The organism is Pseudomonas sp. R1-1, assembly GCF_051132135.1.
Lineage (GTDB): Bacteria > Pseudomonadota > Gammaproteobacteria > Pseudomonadales > Pseudomonadaceae > Aquipseudomonas.
In genome coordinates, this window is the sequence record NZ_CP071663.1 from 5,491,020 (window position 1) to 5,509,851 (window position 18,832).

Below are 18,832 nucleotides of genomic sequence, written 5' to 3' on the forward strand. Positions count from 1 at the left end.
TGCTGCTGTTGCAGTGACTTCAAAAAACACAAAACTCAAATGATTACCTGAGAAACATCGAATAACAGTCACGTTGTTCACGTGCACCATCCGGCAACATATAAGTTGCCCGCCAGTCATTGACCAAAGAGCCAAAGCGGCGTTCTTGACGCAAGCATCGCCCGGTTTCAAAGGGCAAGATTCAGACAGGAACTTTGACCGGATGTCACGCCCAGACAAGTTGCTTACAACTTGCCTCGGCGTGCAAATCAGGAAAGCGGCTTTTCGCCGTACCAACGCGGTGTGTAAACCCACTCACCACCGCTGGCGCGGGGGAACGTGCAGGTGGTGGAGGAGCCGATCAGCACCATCGTGCGCATGTCGACCTGATCCGCCGTCAGCGCGCCGAGGCTAGTGGTACGCAAGGTCTGGCCTGGACGCCCGATGTCACGGCCCAGCACGACCGGTGTTTCTGGGGTGCGGTGCTGCGCAACGATTTCGAGCGCCCTGCCCAATTGCCACGGTCGCGCACGGGAGATCGGGTTGTAGAACGCCAGCGCCAGATCCGCTTGCGCTGCGAGATCCAGACGTTTTTCGATGATCGACCACGGCTTGAGGTTGTCCGACAGCGACATCACGCAGAAGTCATGGCCCAGTGGCGCACCGGCCTGCGCGGCGGTGGCCAGCGAAGCGGAGACCCCGGGCAGGATTTGCAGATCGACGCTGTGCCACGCCGGGTCGCTCGATTCGTGCAACGCTTCGAGCACCGCCGCGGCCATGGCGAACACCCCGGGATCACCCGAGGACACGACGATCACCGAACGCCCTGCGGCGGCGAGGCGAAAGGCGTGACGGGCGCGCTGCATCTCTTCGCGGTTGTCGGTGCAATGCTGCACCTGATCGTCGCGGAAGGGGCCCGCCATGCGCACGTAGGTTTCGTAGCCGAGCACATCGGTGGCGCGGGCCAGTTCGGCCTTCACCGCCGGCACCATCAATTCGGCTGCACCAGGACCGAGGCCGATCACCGCGAGACGTCCGCGAGGGCGGCCGACGTGCTCGATGTCCAGCGGCTCGGCGGCCACTGCAATGGCCAGATTCTGCACAAGATGAAGCTGCGCTTGCGGTACGGCAGCCAGCGCGATTGCCTGCACATCAGGTGCAGCCGCGACAAAGCGCAGCGGCACGCCCAACTCATGCGCCGCTTCGCGCAAGGTTGCCGAAGCCATGTCACTATCAGCCGCCAGCAGACAGGCCAACGATTGCGCGGCGACTTTCGCCTGCTGCAACGCGCTGCGCACGGCATGCGCCAGGTCGGCTGTCTCGGCACGCACCGCCACCGCGACGCTGCGCGGGTAAATCAGTAATTCGTCGACGCTCGCCTGGCGCTCGGCAGTGCCGACATGAATCGTGCGTTGCGCCTGTGGATCCTGCGGCAACTGCGCCTGATCCAGCCACGGCGCCGCGCCTTCGACGCGCACGCTGTGGCCCGCGAGCAGGTCGGAGACAAAGCGCTTGCCCGACTCCAGATCGCCCAGCGCATAACCGCACGGTGGGTTGAGCAAGCAGGTGCCGAAACGCAACTCGCCGCTGGTGGTGATCGCTGCCGCCACCTGCAACCCGGCAGCGATGTCCCGCGCCATGACGTTGACCCCGCCCAGGCCGCCCAGCAACGGCACTACCGCGCTGCCATCCTCGGCGACTGCGAGTACGGGCGGCTCGGCGCCCTTTTCCAGCAACAGCGGCGCCAGCGTACGAATGACAATCCCCGCCGCACACAGGGCAATGATCGGCGTGGCCTGCTGATACAACGTGCGCAGGGTCGCACCGAATTCCTGATAAACAGAATCAGCACCTTCGACGCGCCCGGCGAGGCCGTGAATCTGCGCCGCCGGGTACACCTGCTGAATGCGCCGCGCGGTGGCCAGGCTGCCCTGACCGAGAATGACGATGGCGGGAGTGATCGGCGTCATCAACCTTGCCACCGTTCGCCGGGCACGATGATCAGCGAGAAGTACGGCGAGGACATCGGCTCGACCTGGTCCATCGGCACGATCTTCTGGTTGGCCATGGTCGCGCGCTCGACATACAGCGCACGCTCAGCGAGGCCGAGTTCTTCGAGTACCTGACGCACTTTGGGAAAATTGCGCCCCAGTTTCATGATCACCGCCGCGTCGGCATCAGCCAGCCGGCGTTTCAGCTCTTCGTGAGGCAACACACCGGAGAGCACCGACAGGCTTTGGTTGCGATACACCAGCGGCGCGCCGAGCACCGAAGCGCCGCCGAGCATTGAGCACACACCTGGCACCACTTCGGCCTCGTAACGCGTGGCGAGGCGATCATGCAGATACATGTAGGAGCCGTAGAAGAACGGATCGCCCTCGCAGATCACCGCGACGTCGCGACCGGCATCCAGATGTTCGGCGACCGCCACGGCGGCCTCGTCGTAGAAATCGCTGATCACCTGCTCGTAGGACAGCGGGGCCGGCAACGCTTCGGTGGTCACCGGGTACACCAGCGGCAGCAGGCTCTGCGCTTCGACCAGATGCGCTTCGATGATGCCGAACGCGTTGCCCTTTTTGCCCTTGGCGACGAAATATGCCACCACCGGCGACTCGCGCAGCAGGCGCAGGGCTTTGACGGTAATCAGTTCCGGATCACCGGGGCCGACACCGAGGCCGATCAAACGTCCTTTGGCCTGCATCATTCCACCTCCGTGGCGAGCGCGTTGACCGCCGCTGCGGCCATGGCGCTGCCGCCGAGGCGGCCCTGCATGATCACGAACGGCACGCCACGGCTGTCGGCGGCGAGTGCGGCTTTTGATTCGGCCGCGCCGACGAAGCCCACCGGAAAGCCGAGAATCAGCGCTGGTTTCGGTGCACCGGCGTCGAGCATTTCCAGCAGATAGAACAGCGCGGTCGGCGCGTTGCCGATCACCACCACGCTGCCCTCCAGGTGCGGACGCCACAGCTCCAGCGCCGCGGCGGAACGGGTGTTGCCCAGCTCGCGAGCCAGATCAGCCACGCTCTCGTCACGCAAGGTGCAGATCACTTCGTTATTGGCCGGCAGGCGCGCACGGGTCACGCCCTCGGAGACCATCCGCGCATCACAGAGGATCGGCGCACCGGCGGCCAGCGCATCGCGCCCGGCCTTGCCGGCCCCCTCGGAAAACTGCAGACCGTCGACGGCTTCGACCATGCCGCAGGCGTGGATCACCCGCACCGCGAGTTTTTCCAGGTCGGCCGGGATGCGCGCCAGATTGGCCTCGCGGCGAATGATCGCGAAGGAGTTGCGATAAATCTCCTGACCGTCGCGGATGTAATCAAGCATCAAGGGGGCTCCGGGCGCGGGCGGCGAGCAAGGTCGCGGCCGCTTCAATAGTAAGGTTGCAGGCGTGCAGCGCGCCGAAACCCGGCAGCGCTGCATCGCGAAAATAGAGATCGTAATGACCGGGACTGACGGCCAGCAGCGTCACTGGCGCACAGTGTGCGGCGGCGCAGGAACGCGCGCAGCCGCTCAGATGGACCTCGACCGCTGCGGGCAACAGCGTCGCCAGTTGTCGGGCGTCGCCCTTGGTGTCGGCCTGGCCTTTGCCGCAACCGCTGGCACCGGTGCAGGCAATCAGCCGCGCCAGTGGTTCAGTGCCCTCGGTCAACAGGCCCAATGCCTGCAATCGAGGCAGCACCTCGCCGGCATCCGCCGCTGTGATATTCGGCAGCAGCAGACTCTGCCACGGCGTCAAGCGCAGGCTGCCGTCGCCAAACTGGCGGGCCAGTTGCGCGGCACCTCGCAGCATCGCCGGATCGAGTCGCCCGAGTGGCGGCACCGCGCCCACATAGACCCGCCCGGCAATGCGTTGCGCATGCACGCCGATATGCTGATAGTCCTGCGCCGGTTGGCGCTTCCAGCCACTGATGGCTTTGACCGGCACGCGGCGTCTCAACTGCTCAAGAAACGCCAGCATGGGGAGTTCTTCGAGCACATGGCGCATGCGTGTCTGCTCGGGACGTGCCAGGTCGAGGAACAGTTCCAGCACCGCCACCACCAACGCGTGGCCGTTTTCCACCGCCACCGCACCCAGCGCACGATCCGTCGGGCAGCCGGCCAGGCCGAAGGCCAGCCGGGTTTCGCCGCCGTGCTCGAATGCCGACAACCACAGGTCATGGGCATGCTCGAGCATCGCCAGCGCTTCGCCGCCGTCCAGTTGCACGGCAAATTTGGCGCTCAACTCATGGAGCCGCGAATGGCTTTGCAGGGTGTCGAGGATTTGCCCCGCGAGGGCGCGGGTGTCGAAACACATCTGCCGATCGATCCCGGCGGCGGGACTGAGCATCAGATTGCGCACGTCGTCGCCGGCAGCGGTACGCGGACCGAGACCGGCGGCGAGCAGGCTGTCAATCAATGCCGTCGACTGCGCGCCGATTCCGCGAATCTGCAGATTGGCGCGGTTGGTCGCCTCGATCGCGCCGCTGGCAAAGCGTTCGGCGGCGTCTGCCACGGCGTCGGCCTGGTCGGCGCTGATCGAACCGCCATTGAGTTTGATCCGGCAGATGCCGCCATCCAGCGCCTGGACAATACGCAGCAACCCCGGACAGGCCGAGGGGCGTACAGCGGTGGATGTCGGGCGTTCGTTCAAGGGGCTGACCGGTTGCGTGGCAAAGGCGCTTCGCAAGCGAAGGCGCGGTATTATGCCTGCTTTGTCCGCCGGCATGAAAAGTCTGCCCGTCGGAACGGCGTGTTTAGAGGAAGAAAGATGTCGCCCTGGCTGACGGTTGTGGGAATCGGTGAAGACGGCTTCAAGGGCCTGGGCAAAAATGCCCGGCGTGCCCTGATGGGCGCCTCGCGGATCGTCGGCGGCCAGCGCCAGCTGGATCTGTTGCCGGTTTGCCTTGGCGGCGAGCGGCAATTGTGGCCGAGCCCGTTTTCCCTCGCGCCCGTGCTGGAACGTCGTGGTGAGGCAGTGTGCGTGCTGGCCAGCGGTGACCCGATGTTCTACGGCGTCGGCGCCAGTCTGGCGCGGCAGGTGGCGAGCGACGAGATGTTGATTCTGCCGGCGCCGTCGTCCTGTTCGCTGGCCGCCGCGCGCCTCGGCTGGCCGTTGCAGGACGTAGTGACGCTGTCGCTGGTGGCCCGACCGTTGGCGGCACTGAATGCGCATCTGGCCAGTGGCGTGCGTCTGTTGTTGCTGAGCAACGACGGCCAGAGCCCGGCGGCGGTCGCGCAGCTGTTGCGTGAACGGGCTTTCGGCGCCAGTCGCATGAGCGTGTTCGAGCATCTGGGCGGCGATGCCGAGCGGCGCGTCGACGCGATGGCCAGCGCCTGGCGTGATGCGCCGATTGCCGATCTGAATGTCATCGCCCTCGAGTGCCTGGCGGATGCCGGTACGCGGGGCTTGTCGCGTCTGGCCGGGCTGCCCGACTCAGAATTCGAACATGACGGCCAACTGACCAAACGCGATGTGCGCGCAATCACCCTCGCCCGCCTCGCGCCGACCCCCGGTGAACTGCTCTGGGACGTCGGCGCCGGCAGCGGCTCGATCGGCATTGAATGGATGCGCGCGCACCCGAGCTGCCGCGCGCTGGCCATCGAAGCCGATACTGGTCGCCAGCAACTGATCGAACGCAATCGCGATGCGCTGGGGGTCCCGGGCCTGCAACTGATTCGCGGCAAGGCACCGCAGGCGCTGGCCGGGCTGGAGCGCCCAGACGCGGTGTTCATCGGTGGCGGCGTGACCCGCGAAGGCGTGTTTGAAACCTGCTGGCAACAGCTCAAACCCGGTGGTCGTCTGGTCGCCAACGCGGTGACGCTGCAAAGCGAACTGACGCTGATGAACTGGCGCGAGCGCTACGGCGGCGAGCTGACGCGCATTCACGTCGCCCAGGCCCAGCCGCTCGGCGAGTTCGATACCTGGCGCCAGGCCTTGCCGATCACCCTGCTTGATCTGGTCAAACCCCTCGATGCGTGACGAAACCGCCGAACAACCCGCGCCCCTGCGCAGCGGCCTGACCACCGGCAGCTGCGCCACCGCCACCAGCCTTGCCGCCGCGCGCCTGCTGCTCAGCGGCACGTTGGCCGATGCGGTGCAGATCGTCTTGCCCAAAGGCAAACAGGTGCAGATGCGTCTGGAGTTCTGCCGATTGAATGCGCACGGCGCCGAAGCCGGCACGATCAAGGACGCCGGCGACGATCCCGACGTGACCCACGGCGCTCTGCTTTATTCGCAGGTGCGGCTGCTCGCCGAGCCGGGCGTGCGTTTCATCGCCGGTGCCGGCGTCGGCACCGTGACCCGTCCGGGTCTGGTGCTGGCGGTGGGCGAACCGGCGATCAACCCGGTGCCACGTAAAATGATCAGCGATCACCTGAACCTGCTCGCTGCAGAAACCGGCTACGGCGGCGGATTCGAAGTCACGGTGAATGTCGAAGGCGGCGCAGAACTGGCGCTGAAGACCATGAATCCACGCTTGGGCATTCTCGGCGGACTGTCGATCCTCGGCACCAGTGGCATCGTCCGACCGTTTTCCTGCGCGGCCTACATCGCCTCAATCCATCAGGGCATCGACGTGGCGAAAACCAACGGTTACCTGCACATCGCCGCCTGCACCGGCAACGCCAGCGAAGACACCATGCGCAGGGTCTACGACCTGCCGGAAATCGCCCTGATCGAAATGGGCGACTTCGTCGGTGCGGTGCTCAAGCACTTGCGCAAAGTGCCCGTGGACAAACTCAGCCTGTGCGGCGGTTTCGGCAAGATCAGCAAACTGGCGGCCGGGCACATGGATTTGCATTCACGGCATTCGAGCATCGACTTGCCGCAACTGGCCGGCTGGGCGGCGGCGATTGGCGCAGACGCAACCTTGCAGCACGGCATTCGCACGGCCAACACCAGTCAGCAGGCGCTGGCCATGGCGGCTGCGGCGGGGGTCGCACTTGGTGATGAGGTGTGCCGGCATGCGCTGAACTTTGCGCGCAGCGTGGTCCCCGCGCAGGTGCAGGTCGAGGTGTTTGCGATCGATCGTCAGGGCGGCATTGTCGGGCATGCCGGAGGTTTTGCATGAAGCGGATTTTGCTGCTGGGCGGCGTGACTGAAGCGCTGGCGATTGCCCGAACCCTCGGGCCAGAACACATCTATAGCCTCGCCGGGGTCGGCCGGGTGCCGAGCGATCTGACCTGTCAGGTGCGCGTTGGCGGCTATGGCGGTGCCGAAGGTCTGGCGCGATTTATCACTGATGAAGGCGTGGATTTGCTGCTCGACGCCACGCATCCCTATGCCGCACAGATCAGCCAGAACGCTGCGACCGCCGCGCGACTGACCGACATCCCCTGCTGGGCATTACGACGTCCGGCGTGGCAGCCGCAGCCCGGCGATGACTGGCGCGAAGTCAGCGACTGGGCCGAGTTGATCGCTGCGCTCAAACCGTTTCGCCGACCGCTGTTCACCCTTGGCCGTGAACCGCTGCAGCACCTCGATGAAATCCCCGCCGACCAGTTCTGGACCCTGCGCGCCCTCGACGTTTACCCCGGCAACGAACGCTGCGAAGTCATCGGCGCCCGTGGGCCGTTTCTGCTGGAGGATGAGCGAGCGCTGTTCGAACGCCGGCAGATCGATGTACTGATCAGCAAGAACAGCGGCAGCAGTGCTACCGAGCCGAAGCTGCAAGTGGCGCGCGAATGCGGGGTGCCGGTGCTGGTGTTGCAGCGGCCGGGGTTGCCAGAAGTTGATCGGGAATTTCGATCAGCGTCTGAAGTCCTTGAAGCGCTGACGACGTCAGACTTTTCCTGACTTCGAATTTATTTGCGAATTTACCTGCAATTTTTGAGGACGCAGCCGACTGTTTTTCACTACATCCTCACCCCAATACTTCGGTTCCTTCAATCCCGACAAGCAGACAGCCAAGAAAAGCGGCTTGCCAGCTTGTATCCCAAGGAATACGATCCCAACATGATCGCTTTTGAACGATCCCGCATATTTTCCGAATGGCTCGACGCCTTGAAAGACATCAATGGGAAAGGCCGAATCATCTCCAGAATCAAAAAAGCCGAAAATGGCAACTTCGGTGATTGCGGGTTCGTCGGTGACACTGTTTATGAAATGCGTGTTCATTATGGCCCTGGTTACAGGATGTACTTCACACGCAAAGGTGAAGTGATTTATCTGCTGCTGATCGGGGGCGACAAATCGACACAAAAAAGAGATATCAAACGCGCCGTGCAGATGGCTCACACATCGGAAATGAGGAGTAGATCATGAGCGAAGAATTCGCCCGTTTTGATGCCGCCGAGTACCTCAAAACTCCCGAGGACATGGCGGCGTATCTGGATGCCTGTTTTGACGACGATGAAGGTGACGGCGTCCTTATCCGTGCAGCGCTCAATGACATCGCCCGGGCTCAAGGCATGACGCAAGTGGCACGGGATGCAGGTTTGGGCCGCGAAAGTCTATATAAAGCGCTGAGCAGCACTGGCAATCCCGAATTCGCAACTATCATGAAAGTCATGAAGGCTCTTGGCTTGAGATTGCATGCCGTAACACTTTAAAAGCACTGCGACACCAAACCGCACGACGCTTTTTTACTTATCGGCCCTGATCAGGCTAAATAGCCCGCGCCTGATCGCCCACTCCAACGGATCTGTCCCATGAACCGACACCGGCTAGCATTTGCCTGGATCGCCTGCTTTGCAGTGCTGTTCAACATGCTCGCCATGCCGATGAGCGGGGCGATGGCGCAAGCGGCCAGTTCACCGGCCGAGCAATTGCTCTGGAGCACTTTCTGCACCGGCAGCGGTACGAAGATGGTCGCTATCGATATCGGCGCCAGCGATCAGCAAGCGCCGCTCAACGACACTCATTCGAACATGCAGCATTGCTGGTGTTGCTCGGGCTCGGCGCCGTTGGTGGCGCTGCCGGGGCATTCGCCGCACCTGTATTTCGCCCGATTTGAGAGCAATCGCAGCGTCGCGCCCGCCTCGCTGCAAACACCGACACCGCGCCAGCAATGGCCGAGTCTCAATCCCCGAGCTTCCCCTCTGGTCTGATTTGTTCGCGCAATACCCGCGTTTCAAATCGTTCTGGAGAACTGCCATGTTGAACAAACTCATCGTCGTCGCTGCGCTGCTGTTGCCGACGTGCTTTGCCCATGCCCACGAATACAAGGCCGGCGCGCTGGAAATCGCGCATCCGTGGTCGCAGGAACTGCCGCCGAATGCCCCGACGGTCGCTGCCTATTTCATCATTCACAACGCCGGCAAAACCGACGATCGCCTGCTCGGCGTCGACTCGCCGATTGCTCCGGACGCGCAACTGCACGAACACGTCATGCAGGGCGATCTGATGAAGATGCAGCAGGTGCCGAGCGTGGCGATTCCGGCGGGTGGCAACGTGACCTTCGCACCGATGGCCTACCACGTCATGCTGCTCAACCCGAGCGATCGCAGCCTGCTCAGTGATGGCAAGCGCTTCCCGTTGACCCTGCATTTCGAAAAGGCCGGTGACCTCACCGTCGAAGTCGCCGTGCAGAAAAAACCACCGGAAACCACGCAGACGCACGCGCACGCTCAATAAGCCATCCGGCAGACCTCGCCCATGCGCTCGCCAGGCAGCAGGCCCACCCGGCAACGCCGTCAGACTGAACACCTGACCCGCGGCAGCTGGATCGCCCTGTTTGCCATGTTGATGATCTTCATCGGCCCACTGATCTCTCAGTCGATGCCGATGGATCAACACGCCTCGACTTCGATGCCGATGAGCATGGACATGTCGATGGCCATGCCTGGCATGGACCACAGTAGCCATGACGCGCAACCGGCAGCCGAACACTGCCCGCCGCAATCATCCCACCATGTGCTGTGGGAAAAATGCGGTTACTGCAGCCTGCTGTTCAATTGCCCGGCGCTGACCGCTGGCGGCGACTTCATCGCCTTCAATCTGCCGCTGCTGAACACCTTCACCCCGCCCGCTCCACGTCTGGGTCACGCCCGGCAACCCTTCTTCCCCGGCGCCCGCACCCGCGCCCCGCCCATCGCCGCGTAAACACGCACCGCTGATTGCACACGGTTGAGAAGACAGCTTCAGGCTGCCGACCGTGTCGTTTACGACTGTTCGATGGAAATTGTCATGTCCAGGTTTGTTGCTGTTTCACGCTCGGGGTGTGCCCCGGCGTCTTTCGCTTTGCACGAATCATCGATTCGTTTCAGGCATGCTACCGCCGTGCTTTGCGGCGTCCTGCTGTCGCCGCTGGTGCTGGCCGATGAACACGCCGGCCACAATCAGGAACTGAGCCCGACGGTGATCACCGCGATCGCACCGAGCTCGCCGCTGACCATCGTCACCAACCCCAAAGACCCGCGCCAGCCGGTGCCGGCCAGCGACGGTGGCGATTATCTGAAGACCATTCCCGGTTTTGCCCTGGTGCGCAATGGCGGTACCAACGGCGATCCGGTGCTGCGCGGCATGTTCGGCTCGCGCCTGAACATCCTCACCAACGGCAGCATGATGCTCGGCGCCTGCCCCGGGCGGATGGATGCGCCGACCTCGTACATTTCCCCGGAAACCTACGATCAGCTCACAGTGATCAAAGGCCCGCAAACCGTGCTCTGGGGGCCAGGAGCATCGGCCGGCACAGTGCTGTTCGAGCGTGAGCCCGAAAACTTCGGCGAACTCGGCACACGGGTCAATGCGAGCATTCTGGCTGGCTCCCACGGGCGCTTCGACAAAGTCATCGACGCCGCTGCCGGCGGCCCGCAAGGCTATGTGCGAGTAATCGGCAATACTGCGCATTCCGACGATTATCGCGACGGCAACAACGACATCGTCGCCTCGCGCTATGACAAATGGAACGGCGATATCGCACTCGGCTGGACCCCGGACGCCGACACCTTGATTGAGCTCACCGCCGGCAAGGGCGATGGCGAAGCGCGCTACGCCGGACGCGGCATGGACGGTGCGCAATTTCTGCGCGAAAGCCTCGGCCTGCGCTTCGAGAAATCAAACATTACTGACGTGTTGGAGAAGTTCGAAGCGCAGGTCTACTACAACTACGCCGACCATGTGATGGACAACTACACCCTGCGCACCCCGTCCGGGACCGGCATGATGGCCGGGCCGATGGCGTCGAATGTCGACCGCCGCACCCTCGGCGCGCGGATCAAGGCGACCTGGCGCTGGGCCGATATTCAGCTGATCACCGGCCTCGATGCGCAGACCAATGAACACCGCCAGCGCAGTGCGATGGGCATCGACACTTACAAGGATCTGCCGTACAGCAAGGACGCCGATTTCCATAACTATGGCGTGTTCAGCGAAATGACCTGGTACGCCGCCGAGCGTGATCGGCTGGTCAGCGGCGCCCGGCTCGACCGCGCCTCGGCCAAGGATTACCGGCAAACCACCGGTTCCGGAATGATGTCACGGCCCAATCCGACCGCCGACGATACGCGCGCCGACACCCTGCCCAGCGGTTTCGTGCGCTACGAGCATGACCTCGCCGACAGCCCGACCACGCTTTACGCCGGGTTGGGCCATGCCCAGCGTTTCCCGGATTACTGGGAACTGTTTTCGGCAAGCCGCGGCCCGCTGGGTTCGGTCAATGCATTCGATGCGATTAAACCGGAAAAGACCACCCAGTTCGACTTCGGCCTGAACTACAAAAGCGCCGACCTCGAAGCCTGGGCGTCCGGTTACGTCGGCGTGGTGCGCGATTACATCCTCTTCGATTACACCCCGGCGATGATGGGTATGAGCACCTCGCGCGCCGAGAACATCGATGCGCGGATCATGGGCGGCGAAGTCGGTGCGGCCTACAAGCTCACCGACCACTGGAAAGCCGATGCGACCCTCGCCTATGCGTGGGGCAAGAACAGCAGTGACGGCAAGGCCCTGCCGCAAATGCCGCCGCTGGATGCGCGTTTCGGCCTGACCTACAGCGAGGACGACTGGAGCGCCGGCGCCCTGTGGCGGGTGGTCGCCGCGCAGCACCGTATCGATCAGAACAAGGGCAACGTGGTCGGCAAGGACTACGAGCAGAGCGCAGGTTTCGGCGTGTTTTCGCTCAACGCGGCCTACCGGATCAATAAGCAATGGAAGGTCAGCAGCGGCGTCGACAACCTGTTCGGCAAGGCGTACGCCGAACACCTGAACCTGGCCGGCAACGCCGGATTCGGCTACCCGGCCAACGATCCGCAAGCCATTAATGAACCGGGGCGCACGCTCTGGACCAAAGTTGATATGAGTTTCTGACAGCAGCCAGCAGGCGCCCACAGGTTCGACACTAATCCTGTGGGAGCCAGCCTGCTGGCGATCGGTTGCACAGCAACCGCCAAAGACAATCAGAAGAACCAAGCCAAGCGGAGCAAACCTGATGAAACAGCCCCAACCGAATTTCTACAACCTGGCCTGGCGTTGGCATTTTTACGCGGGCCTGTTCGTCGCCCCGTTCATGGTGATGCTGGCGCTGACCGGCATCATCTACCTGTTCAAACCGCAACTCGATTCGCTGATGTACAGCAGCCTGCTCAACGTCCCCGCCGGTCATCACACGGTGCCGGCCGATGACCTGCTGCAACGGGTGAAAAACGCCTATCCGCAAGGCCAGGTGACCCAGTACCTGCCGCCGCTGAACGCCGAGCGCAGCGCACAGTTCGTGGTCAACAATGCCGGCCACGAACTCAACGTGTTCGTCGATCCGTACCACGGCGACATTCTCGGCGAGCAGGATGCCAAACAGAACCTGCAAGCCATCGCCCGAGCGATTCACGGCGAATTGATGATCGGCACCGTCGGTGACCGGCTGATCGAAATGGCCGCTGGCTGGGGCGTGGTGCTGGTGGTGTCGGGGCTGTTCCTGTGGTGGCCGCGGGGTCAGGCGGCGGGTATTTTGTGGCCGCGACTGAACGCCCGCGGTCGCGTGCTGTGGCGTGATCTGCACGCTGTCACCGGGTTCTGGGGCGCAACATTGTTGCTGGTAATGCTGCTCAGCGGCATGACCTGGACCGGTTTCTGGGGCAAACAATATGCGGCGGTATGGAACGTGTTCCCGGCCGCGATGTGGAACAACGTGCCGACTTCCGACGTTGAAGCGCGCAGCCTCAACAGCGCCACGCGTCAGACCGTGCCATGGGCGATGGAGAACACGCCGATGCCGATGTCCGGCGACCATGCCGAACACATGGCGCACGCAGGTGCCCATGCCGGGCCTGCCGCGCCGGCCGTCAGCCTGCAAGCCGTACAGGATATCGCCACCGAGCGCAAAGTCGAACCGGGCTACAGCATCACCCTGCCGACCACCGCCACCGGCGTGTTCACCATCGCGGTGTTCGCCGACGACCCGCGCAACGATGCCACCCTGCATGTCGATCAGTACACCGGCAAGGTCCTCGCCGACGTGCGTTTCGAGCAGTACGGCACGGTCGCTCGCGCTACGGAAATCGGTGTGATGCTCCACGAAGGCAAGATGTTCGGCACCTTCAATCAGATCGTCGTGCTGCTGATCTGCCTGATGATCCTGCTCAGTGCTGTCAGTGGCGTGGTGATCTGGTGGAAGCGCCGGCCCGAAGGAAAATTCGGCGTACCGCCGCTACGCCATGATCTGCCGAAATGGAAAACCGGCGTGGCGATCATGCTGGTGCTGGCGGTGATATTCCCGCTGGTGGGGGCATCGCTGGTGGTGGTGTGGTTGCTTGACAGGCTGTTACTGGCACGGTTGGGCCAGCGCACGGCAGATATTGCGCCTTGAGCCCGAATGGCGCGGGCAGTCTCGTCTGCCCGCGCCGCCGGTTCACAGCTCGTCTCTGGCGCGCAGGGTTGTCTCAAGCAAGGGCTGCTGCCGGCGGTTTTTCCAGAGGCTGCCCAAGCGCCCGGTCTGACGCCAGTAGCGTCCGCTGAGCAGTACCCGCAGTTCGCCCAACAGCCTGAGCTGCGAAATGAACTCCGCCGGACTCAACCGGCTTATCCAGCGCCCGTCCCTGAATACCAGCGAATGCGCCGACAGCAACAGCGCGCTTTCGGTGGCTGAATAATCAGGTACGTATTTGAGTAGTGCCTGATCGGGTGTCGAGTAGAAATAAGCCTGAACATCGATCCCCCGATTTTTCAATTCATGGGTGTGGGCATGCATGCGATCGGAACTGGGGAAATCAGCTCCGATCTGCTCGAAGTCGGCCGTCAGCCTGGTGCTCGCTGACAGGTTGAACTGGTGGCTGGCGACACAGGTATAGCCCTCGAACAGGCTCAGTGGCGGGTTGCGCGACTGCGCGTCTTTGGTGGTACGGAACAGCTGTGCAACAAGGCTGGCGGCATTGTTGAAAACGGCAACCGGCTCGAGCGGCACAAAGCGCTGGCTCTTCGAACGCGCCAGAATTGCCCCCTCATAGCCGCTTCGGGTCAGCGTTTCGCTGTCGACACGCTGGTGAGCGTAGCGCGCGGCATCGTCCAGGTGATGGAAGATCGGGCCCAGGGCCGGCACCGGATGATTTTGCCAGCGTTGCTCAGGTGGCGTGTCGGCAAGGCGCGGCTGCCAGTCTTCATCCACCGGCCCATGACGCGACCAGCACTCACTGGTTTCGATGACCTCAAGCCGACCGGCCCTGGCCATCCGCTGCACGTATTCGGGGAACCCGAAGCGGCCTCGGGCCATAGCACGCTCATCGACCGCTGCCTGGACGCGCGATACGAAGGCGTTGGAGCGTAATTCGATCTGGCCGAACCGGTCAAAAAATTCACCGGGCTCAAAGGCATGCAATTGCAGCTTCAACAACGCACCGTCGGCACAGGAAAAATAGAGCGGCTTGTATCCTTGGGGCGTGGTGGCGCGCCTGCACGCCTGCTGGACGGCGTCGGGAGTAAAAAAAGAATGGCGCACGTCATTGGCGCGCACGCCGACGGGAGGCAACGGCGCGCGCAGATACAACGCGTCCCATGCATAGCCGCGCAGCCATTGGCCCTGCACGAAAAGCCGATCCATCGCCAACCCGGAACGTTGCGCGGTCAGCGGCAACGTGGCGAGGTACACGCCTTCTCTGGCATACAGGATGACCCCGAATGTCAGCGCGTCGCGACTGACCATTGCCTCGTGCACATACCGGGCGGCGGCATCGGCCTGTATGAAGACCGGGCTGCAGGGTGGTTCACTCGTGGCCTTGACGTAATCGGCCGAGGGTTGCAGGTCTTGGGCATAAGGTACCCACTGCTGGACCGCGCGGGGCGAGCCCCAGACTTCGCTGCCGACCACAACGTGCAAGTAGCCGATTCTGGCCAGAGAGTCGATCCAGGCAATCGGTTTCAACTCACCGCTGTGTATGCGTTGTTTGATCAGATCGGCGTCGAGAGTGACGGGCACCTTCTGGTTGTCCGACAAAGCTGCCAGCACATCAGCACGAAAGCGCTGCCAGGCACCTGCCTGGTAACGAATCAATGCCCCATCCGGTGCGAACAGGTATTCGTCCCAATTTTTCAGGCGGCGGGTGAACGCCGAATAAACGGTGTCGACCGACAACATGTTCAGGTAGATCTCTTTCTGGACCGCGGAAAACGCCACCGACAGCTCTCGTACGACACGCGATCGGTAACGCGCCGAAATTTTGCAGTCGGAAGGAAACACGCCGACGCCACGGCCCTCCTCCGGGAGGATCTCGGTACTGTCAAAATCTTCCCGCGACACTTCGACCGGTAGCGTGGCCACGTACAGCCCATCGGCTCGACGCAGAATCAGCCCGCCCCAGGTCTTGTCGGCAGCGCTTGGCAACCGAGACCGGACATACACCGCTGCGTCATCTGCGCTTTGAAATGCCGGGCTGAGCCACCGGCGCTCGAGGTTGGCGTAAGGCTGCCAGGTCGGTTTCACCTGGCCTTGGCGATCCCAGCACAGGCTCGTGCGCAATACCGACAGTTCGCCGCTACTGGCCACAACCTGGACAAAATCCGTCGGCAGTCTGGCACCGGAAACGAGATCGCGTTTGAGGTTGTCGAGCGTCGTTTGCGAGGTGTCATCGTGAAACAGTTTGCTGGTCTTGCTGTAGCAGTACTTCAACAGCGCGCCTTCACGACTGGCAATGTACAGCGCTGCGGGCAAGTCCGAGGCGGCCACTGGACGCCGCGGCGAGTAATACATCGCAACGGTCAGGTCATCGGGGGTGATGAAATAATGCGCCAGCCAGTCCATGGGCCGGTCGGACGGATCTTTCACTCGCTGATGGCAATAGAAGCTGCCAAACAGTTCGAAGCCTTCGGGATAGCGATACCAAGGCTCGGCGGTCAGTGAGTCGAACACGCTATTGAGGTCGAACAGATTGTCGCGCCGTTCGCTGACCGGCAGCAGTTCAGTGGCGATGAATTGCTCGTGCACCCTGTGCTTGAGAATAAAGCCGAACCACGCGCGCTTGTCGTCCTGCAAGCGTGTGTCGCGGGCGTACTGACTGTGTGCAGCTTCGTCTGCCGAGGCACAGACCGCACCATAAACGACGAACGCCGGAGGCCGCCAGGGTAGTGGCAACAGCAAGGGCGGCCGGGGCAGCGTCGATTCGCGATGGTGCGGCGACTCAAACTCGGAACCGGACGGTGCAGGCAACGTCGGTACGTGCGTGACCGGTGTCGGCGTTGGGAGTTCGCTGGACGTTGGCACAGGCGAGACCGGCAGGTTCCAGTGCACTGCAATGCGCCCTCGATAGCCCCATGTCGGGTCGTCGATCAGGTTGAACAATTCGCCGGCCCCCGCTTGCTCACGGACGAATGCCTGCGGTCGTTGAGTGCCGGCGTCCAGTTCACGTGCCAGTGTCCCCGGCTGCCGAGAGGTGCCGAGGCGACTCTCCAGATTCCTGGCCGCCGCGCTCGGTGAAGATTTGAAGCTGACCAGGCTGTTGCGCGCGCCGGAGCAATACAGTGTGATCCCGTCCTGGAGTGCCTGGCGTACTTCTGCGGCGTTTAACATTTGCAGACTCAGCAGCGCCTCCTGGAGCGTCCAGCGGTAATAGTCGACCTGCACCGGATCGAGTCGCGACAACGCCACATGGGAGACGTAACGGGCGTGCAGTTGATGATCGTCAGGGAAAATCTTCCGGCCGTGGTTGTCGACCGGATAGAGACGAGCGTGAATGAGCGAATCGATGTCACCTTCCCGCGGTTCGGTGACGACGAAGCGTCCATCGTCGCGCCGAAACACATACCCGATGTATTGCCGGTCACGGCGAATGCCGATTTGTTCATGCGCATAACGGGCTGCGTCATCGGCGCTGAGAAAAGCCTGGCTCAGCACCGGCCAGTCAAAATGCGCGAACGGCTGCCAATCCAGGCCTACCTGCCCCAGTTGCGCCCATAAAGCGCTGCCGCGCACAACGCTCAGGCTGCCGGCCAGCACCAGCATCGAGACGAATACACGTGGCCGAAGAGTGCCCGCCATCAACCTGGCTTGCACGCCGTTGTCGCCAATGCTGCCGTCGGCATGCTCGACGCTCAGCGCCGCTTCAATCGCACTTGCGCTGAAAACGTATTGCAACATCGCCTGATCGCGGGTCCGAAGGTACAGCGACAACTGCCGCTTGTCGGACCATCGTTGGTTGCGACCCTTGGCGGCGATGGCCAGGGCGATATCCTGAGGCGTGAAAAAATTTTCATAGAGCCAGGCTTGCGCCGACGGCACCCGCTCGGACTCAGCGTGCGAGACGCAGTAAAAGCCTTCCAGTACGTAACCTTTCGGCAATTGCAGCTGACCATCGGCGTCCAGCGGGAAAATCTTTTGCGCATCCCAGGCAGCCAATCCGGCCGGGCGTGCATGGGTCGCGACATAGGCTTTGCCGTTGAGCTTTTTCAACAGCAAACCGGCAGCCTGTGCGCCTCTGGATTTCAATGCCGCGAGCACGGCGCGCTCGGCGTTGACACAGACCCGCGTAAGCAGTGGCAACTCGCTCGGCACACCGGTGGAAAACGCCTTGCCCGGCTTCCAGTCCCTGGGCACCCGTCCCACCGAGTGGCCCCAGTCGGCATTCGAAACAATGACTTTGAGTTCGCCCACTGTCGCCAGTGTACGGATCAAAGCGACGACATCGGAAGTTGCCGACGGCGCACCCAATTGCAACTGGAGGGAGAAATTGCGCTCCTCTGGCGATCCGCTCGACACGTACTTGAGCAGGGTGCCGTCAGGGCCCGACAGATAAGCGCTGCGGAAAAAATCCCGCGCTACTGCATCACCGATGAAATCGCCCTCGGAGTAAAAACCGATGAACAGCCTGACCAGCATTTCATCGGATAACGAATGGCCCACGCGGACCTGGTCATGGATGGGCGGGTGGCTGTGGACGCTGGCGATGCAGCGGTAGCCCAACGGATGGAGCATTGCGCCAAGTGCATCGGTCTGGACAATGGTGCCAAAGTCGAAGCCTGTCGCTTCACCTGCCGCAGGTGAGGTGGCCACAAACTTTCCGTCCGGGCGCAGCAGCACCACGCTCCCGTACTCCTTGTCGGGATTAAGCGGAACTCGCGTATGAACCCAATAGGCGGCGTCTTCTTCGCTCAGAAATGCCGGGCTCAAGGGCGGTAGCTTGAACGTTGCCGGAGAAATTGCGGTGCGACCGGACCGGCCAGACACATCACTCATAAAAAACCTGCGCAGAAATCGGGATGAGCGAATGAGTGTGCGTCGGCGGGGCGGGTCAACCGCGGTATATGTTTATCGTTTGTGTATCCATATCGACGTCGACATCGACGCCCCAATCTGGCGCAGCCGTGTGCACCGACGCGCCATGAGCGTCCCCTGATGGTGCACCCGTTCCTTCCAGCAACCGCTCTGATACGACATTTAGTTGCTGAAACCCGACCGGGCACAGCCCTTGCAAAACACCCTTCAGTCGTCCGCATCTGCCAACCATAAAAATT

The 18,832-nt window shown here is 62.6% G+C and carries 15 protein-coding genes; 10 read left to right on the forward strand and 5 right to left on the reverse strand.

Annotation, left to right across the window (positions count from 1 at the left end; genetic code table 11):
* Positions 1–248 precede the first annotated feature (248 nt).
* Genes cobJ through cobG form a run of 4 tightly spaced genes read right to left on the reverse strand, consistent with a single transcriptional unit; the run spans position 249 to position 4,687 of the window.
* The gene (gene cobJ / locus J3P75_RS24620) at positions 249–1,949 is read right to left on the reverse strand and encodes a precorrin-3B C(17)-methyltransferase (protein ID WP_434708509.1); all 1,701 of its coding nucleotides are present in this window, start codon (positions 1,947–1,949) and stop codon (positions 249–251) included.
* Positions 1,949–2,683, reverse strand: a complete 735-nt coding sequence (locus tag J3P75_RS24625) for a precorrin-2 C(20)-methyltransferase (protein WP_434708510.1) — start codon at positions 2,681–2,683, stop codon at positions 1,949–1,951. Before J3P75_RS24625 ends, cobJ begins: the two co-directional genes overlap by 1 nt.
* Positions 2,680–3,306, reverse strand: coding sequence for a precorrin-8X methylmutase (locus J3P75_RS24630; protein WP_203420569.1), 627 nt, complete (start codon positions 3,304–3,306; stop codon positions 2,680–2,682). The genes J3P75_RS24625 and J3P75_RS24630 overlap by 4 nt, the downstream gene beginning before the upstream one ends.
* A complete protein-coding gene (cobG, locus tag J3P75_RS24635; protein WP_434708511.1) occupies positions 3,299–4,687 on the reverse strand; it encodes a precorrin-3B synthase in 1,389 nt (462 codons plus the stop codon). Before cobG ends, J3P75_RS24630 begins: the two co-directional genes overlap by 8 nt.
* A 42-nt stretch (positions 4,688–4,729) precedes the next feature.
* Between cobG and cbiE the strand changes: the two genes are divergently transcribed.
* The 10 genes from cbiE to J3P75_RS24685 all read left to right on the forward strand — a co-directional run bounded on the left by cbiE (position 4,730) and on the right by J3P75_RS24685 (position 13,703).
* Positions 4,730–5,941: a precorrin-6y C5,15-methyltransferase (decarboxylating) subunit CbiE gene (gene cbiE, locus J3P75_RS24640; protein WP_434708512.1), complete on the forward strand. Its 1,212-nt coding sequence runs from the start codon at positions 4,730–4,732 to the stop codon at positions 5,939–5,941.
* The gene (locus J3P75_RS24645) at positions 5,934–7,031 is read left to right on the forward strand and encodes a cobalt-precorrin-5B (C(1))-methyltransferase (protein ID WP_434708513.1); all 1,098 of its coding nucleotides are present in this window, start codon (positions 5,934–5,936) and stop codon (positions 7,029–7,031) included. Before cbiE ends, J3P75_RS24645 begins: the two co-directional genes overlap by 8 nt.
* Entirely contained in the window at positions 7,028–7,756 is a 729-nt protein-coding gene (locus J3P75_RS24650) for a cobalt-precorrin-6A reductase (protein WP_434708514.1), read from the forward strand. Before J3P75_RS24645 ends, J3P75_RS24650 begins: the two co-directional genes overlap by 4 nt.
* Before the next feature lie 159 nt (positions 7,757–7,915).
* Complete coding sequence (locus J3P75_RS24655) at positions 7,916–8,224, forward strand: type II toxin-antitoxin system RelE/ParE family toxin (protein WP_332765091.1); 309 nt, start codon at positions 7,916–7,918, stop codon at positions 8,222–8,224.
* A complete protein-coding gene (locus tag J3P75_RS24660; RefSeq protein WP_077570750.1) occupies positions 8,221–8,511 on the forward strand; it encodes an addiction module antidote protein in 291 nt (96 codons plus the stop codon). Before J3P75_RS24655 ends, J3P75_RS24660 begins: the two co-directional genes overlap by 4 nt.
* Positions 8,512–8,610: 99 nt before the next feature.
* Positions 8,611–9,009, forward strand: coding sequence for a DUF2946 domain-containing protein (locus J3P75_RS24665; RefSeq protein ID WP_434708515.1), 399 nt, complete (start codon positions 8,611–8,613; stop codon positions 9,007–9,009).
* Positions 9,010–9,055: 46 nt separating this feature from the next.
* Complete coding sequence (locus J3P75_RS24670) at positions 9,056–9,535, forward strand: copper chaperone PCu(A)C (RefSeq protein ID WP_434708516.1); 480 nt, start codon at positions 9,056–9,058, stop codon at positions 9,533–9,535.
* A 21-nt stretch (positions 9,536–9,556) separates the two neighbouring features.
* Positions 9,557–10,003 carry a DUF2946 domain-containing protein gene (locus tag J3P75_RS24675; protein ID WP_434708517.1) on the forward strand — a complete coding sequence of 149 codons (447 nt, stop codon included), beginning with the start codon at positions 9,557–9,559 and terminating at the stop codon, positions 10,001–10,003.
* An 84-nt stretch (positions 10,004–10,087) separates the two neighbouring features.
* Positions 10,088–12,208, forward strand: coding sequence for a TonB-dependent copper receptor (locus tag J3P75_RS24680; protein WP_434708518.1), 2,121 nt, complete (start codon positions 10,088–10,090; stop codon positions 12,206–12,208).
* 121 nt (positions 12,209–12,329) lie between these two features.
* Complete coding sequence (locus J3P75_RS24685) at positions 12,330–13,703, forward strand: PepSY-associated TM helix domain-containing protein (RefSeq protein WP_434708519.1); 1,374 nt, start codon at positions 12,330–12,332, stop codon at positions 13,701–13,703.
* A 42-nt stretch (positions 13,704–13,745) separates the two neighbouring features.
* Here the strand turns inward: J3P75_RS24685 and J3P75_RS24690 are convergent, their stop codons facing one another.
* The gene (locus J3P75_RS24690) at positions 13,746–18,554 is read right to left on the reverse strand and encodes a DUF4329 domain-containing protein (RefSeq protein WP_434708520.1); all 4,809 of its coding nucleotides are present in this window, start codon (positions 18,552–18,554) and stop codon (positions 13,746–13,748) included.
* Positions 18,555–18,832: the final 278 nt, after the last annotated feature.

What these genes read in the sequence shown, in the direction of transcription:
- cobJ (WP_434708509.1), bottom strand. Translation starts at nt 1,949, where the DNA reads ATGACGCCGATCACTCCCGCCATCGTCATTCTCGGTCAGGGCAGCCTG.
- J3P75_RS24625 (WP_434708510.1), bottom strand. Translation starts at nt 2,683, where the DNA reads ATGATGCAGGCCAAAGGACGTTTGATCGGCCTCGGTGTCGGCCCCGGT.
- J3P75_RS24630 (WP_203420569.1), bottom strand. Translation starts at nt 3,306, where the DNA reads ATGCTTGATTACATCCGCGACGGTCAGGAGATTTATCGCAACTCCTTC.
- cobG (WP_434708511.1), bottom strand. Translation starts at nt 4,687, where the DNA reads ATGCCGGCGGACAAAGCAGGCATAATACCGCGCCTTCGCTTGCGAAGC.
- cbiE (WP_434708512.1), top strand. Translation starts at nt 4,730, where the DNA reads ATGTCGCCCTGGCTGACGGTTGTGGGAATCGGTGAAGACGGCTTCAAG.
- J3P75_RS24645 (WP_434708513.1), top strand. Translation starts at nt 5,934, where the DNA reads ATGCGTGACGAAACCGCCGAACAACCCGCGCCCCTGCGCAGCGGCCTG.
- J3P75_RS24650 (WP_434708514.1), top strand. Translation starts at nt 7,028, where the DNA reads ATGAAGCGGATTTTGCTGCTGGGCGGCGTGACTGAAGCGCTGGCGATT.
- J3P75_RS24655 (WP_332765091.1), top strand. Translation starts at nt 7,916, where the DNA reads ATGATCGCTTTTGAACGATCCCGCATATTTTCCGAATGGCTCGACGCC.
- J3P75_RS24660 (WP_077570750.1), top strand. Translation starts at nt 8,221, where the DNA reads ATGAGCGAAGAATTCGCCCGTTTTGATGCCGCCGAGTACCTCAAAACT.
- J3P75_RS24665 (WP_434708515.1), top strand. Translation starts at nt 8,611, where the DNA reads ATGAACCGACACCGGCTAGCATTTGCCTGGATCGCCTGCTTTGCAGTG.
- J3P75_RS24670 (WP_434708516.1), top strand. Translation starts at nt 9,056, where the DNA reads ATGTTGAACAAACTCATCGTCGTCGCTGCGCTGCTGTTGCCGACGTGC.
- J3P75_RS24675 (WP_434708517.1), top strand. Translation starts at nt 9,557, where the DNA reads ATGCGCTCGCCAGGCAGCAGGCCCACCCGGCAACGCCGTCAGACTGAA.
- J3P75_RS24680 (WP_434708518.1), top strand. Translation starts at nt 10,088, where the DNA reads ATGTCCAGGTTTGTTGCTGTTTCACGCTCGGGGTGTGCCCCGGCGTCT.
- J3P75_RS24685 (WP_434708519.1), top strand. Translation starts at nt 12,330, where the DNA reads ATGAAACAGCCCCAACCGAATTTCTACAACCTGGCCTGGCGTTGGCAT.
- J3P75_RS24690 (WP_434708520.1), bottom strand. Translation starts at nt 18,554, where the DNA reads ATGAGTGATGTGTCTGGCCGGTCCGGTCGCACCGCAATTTCTCCGGCA.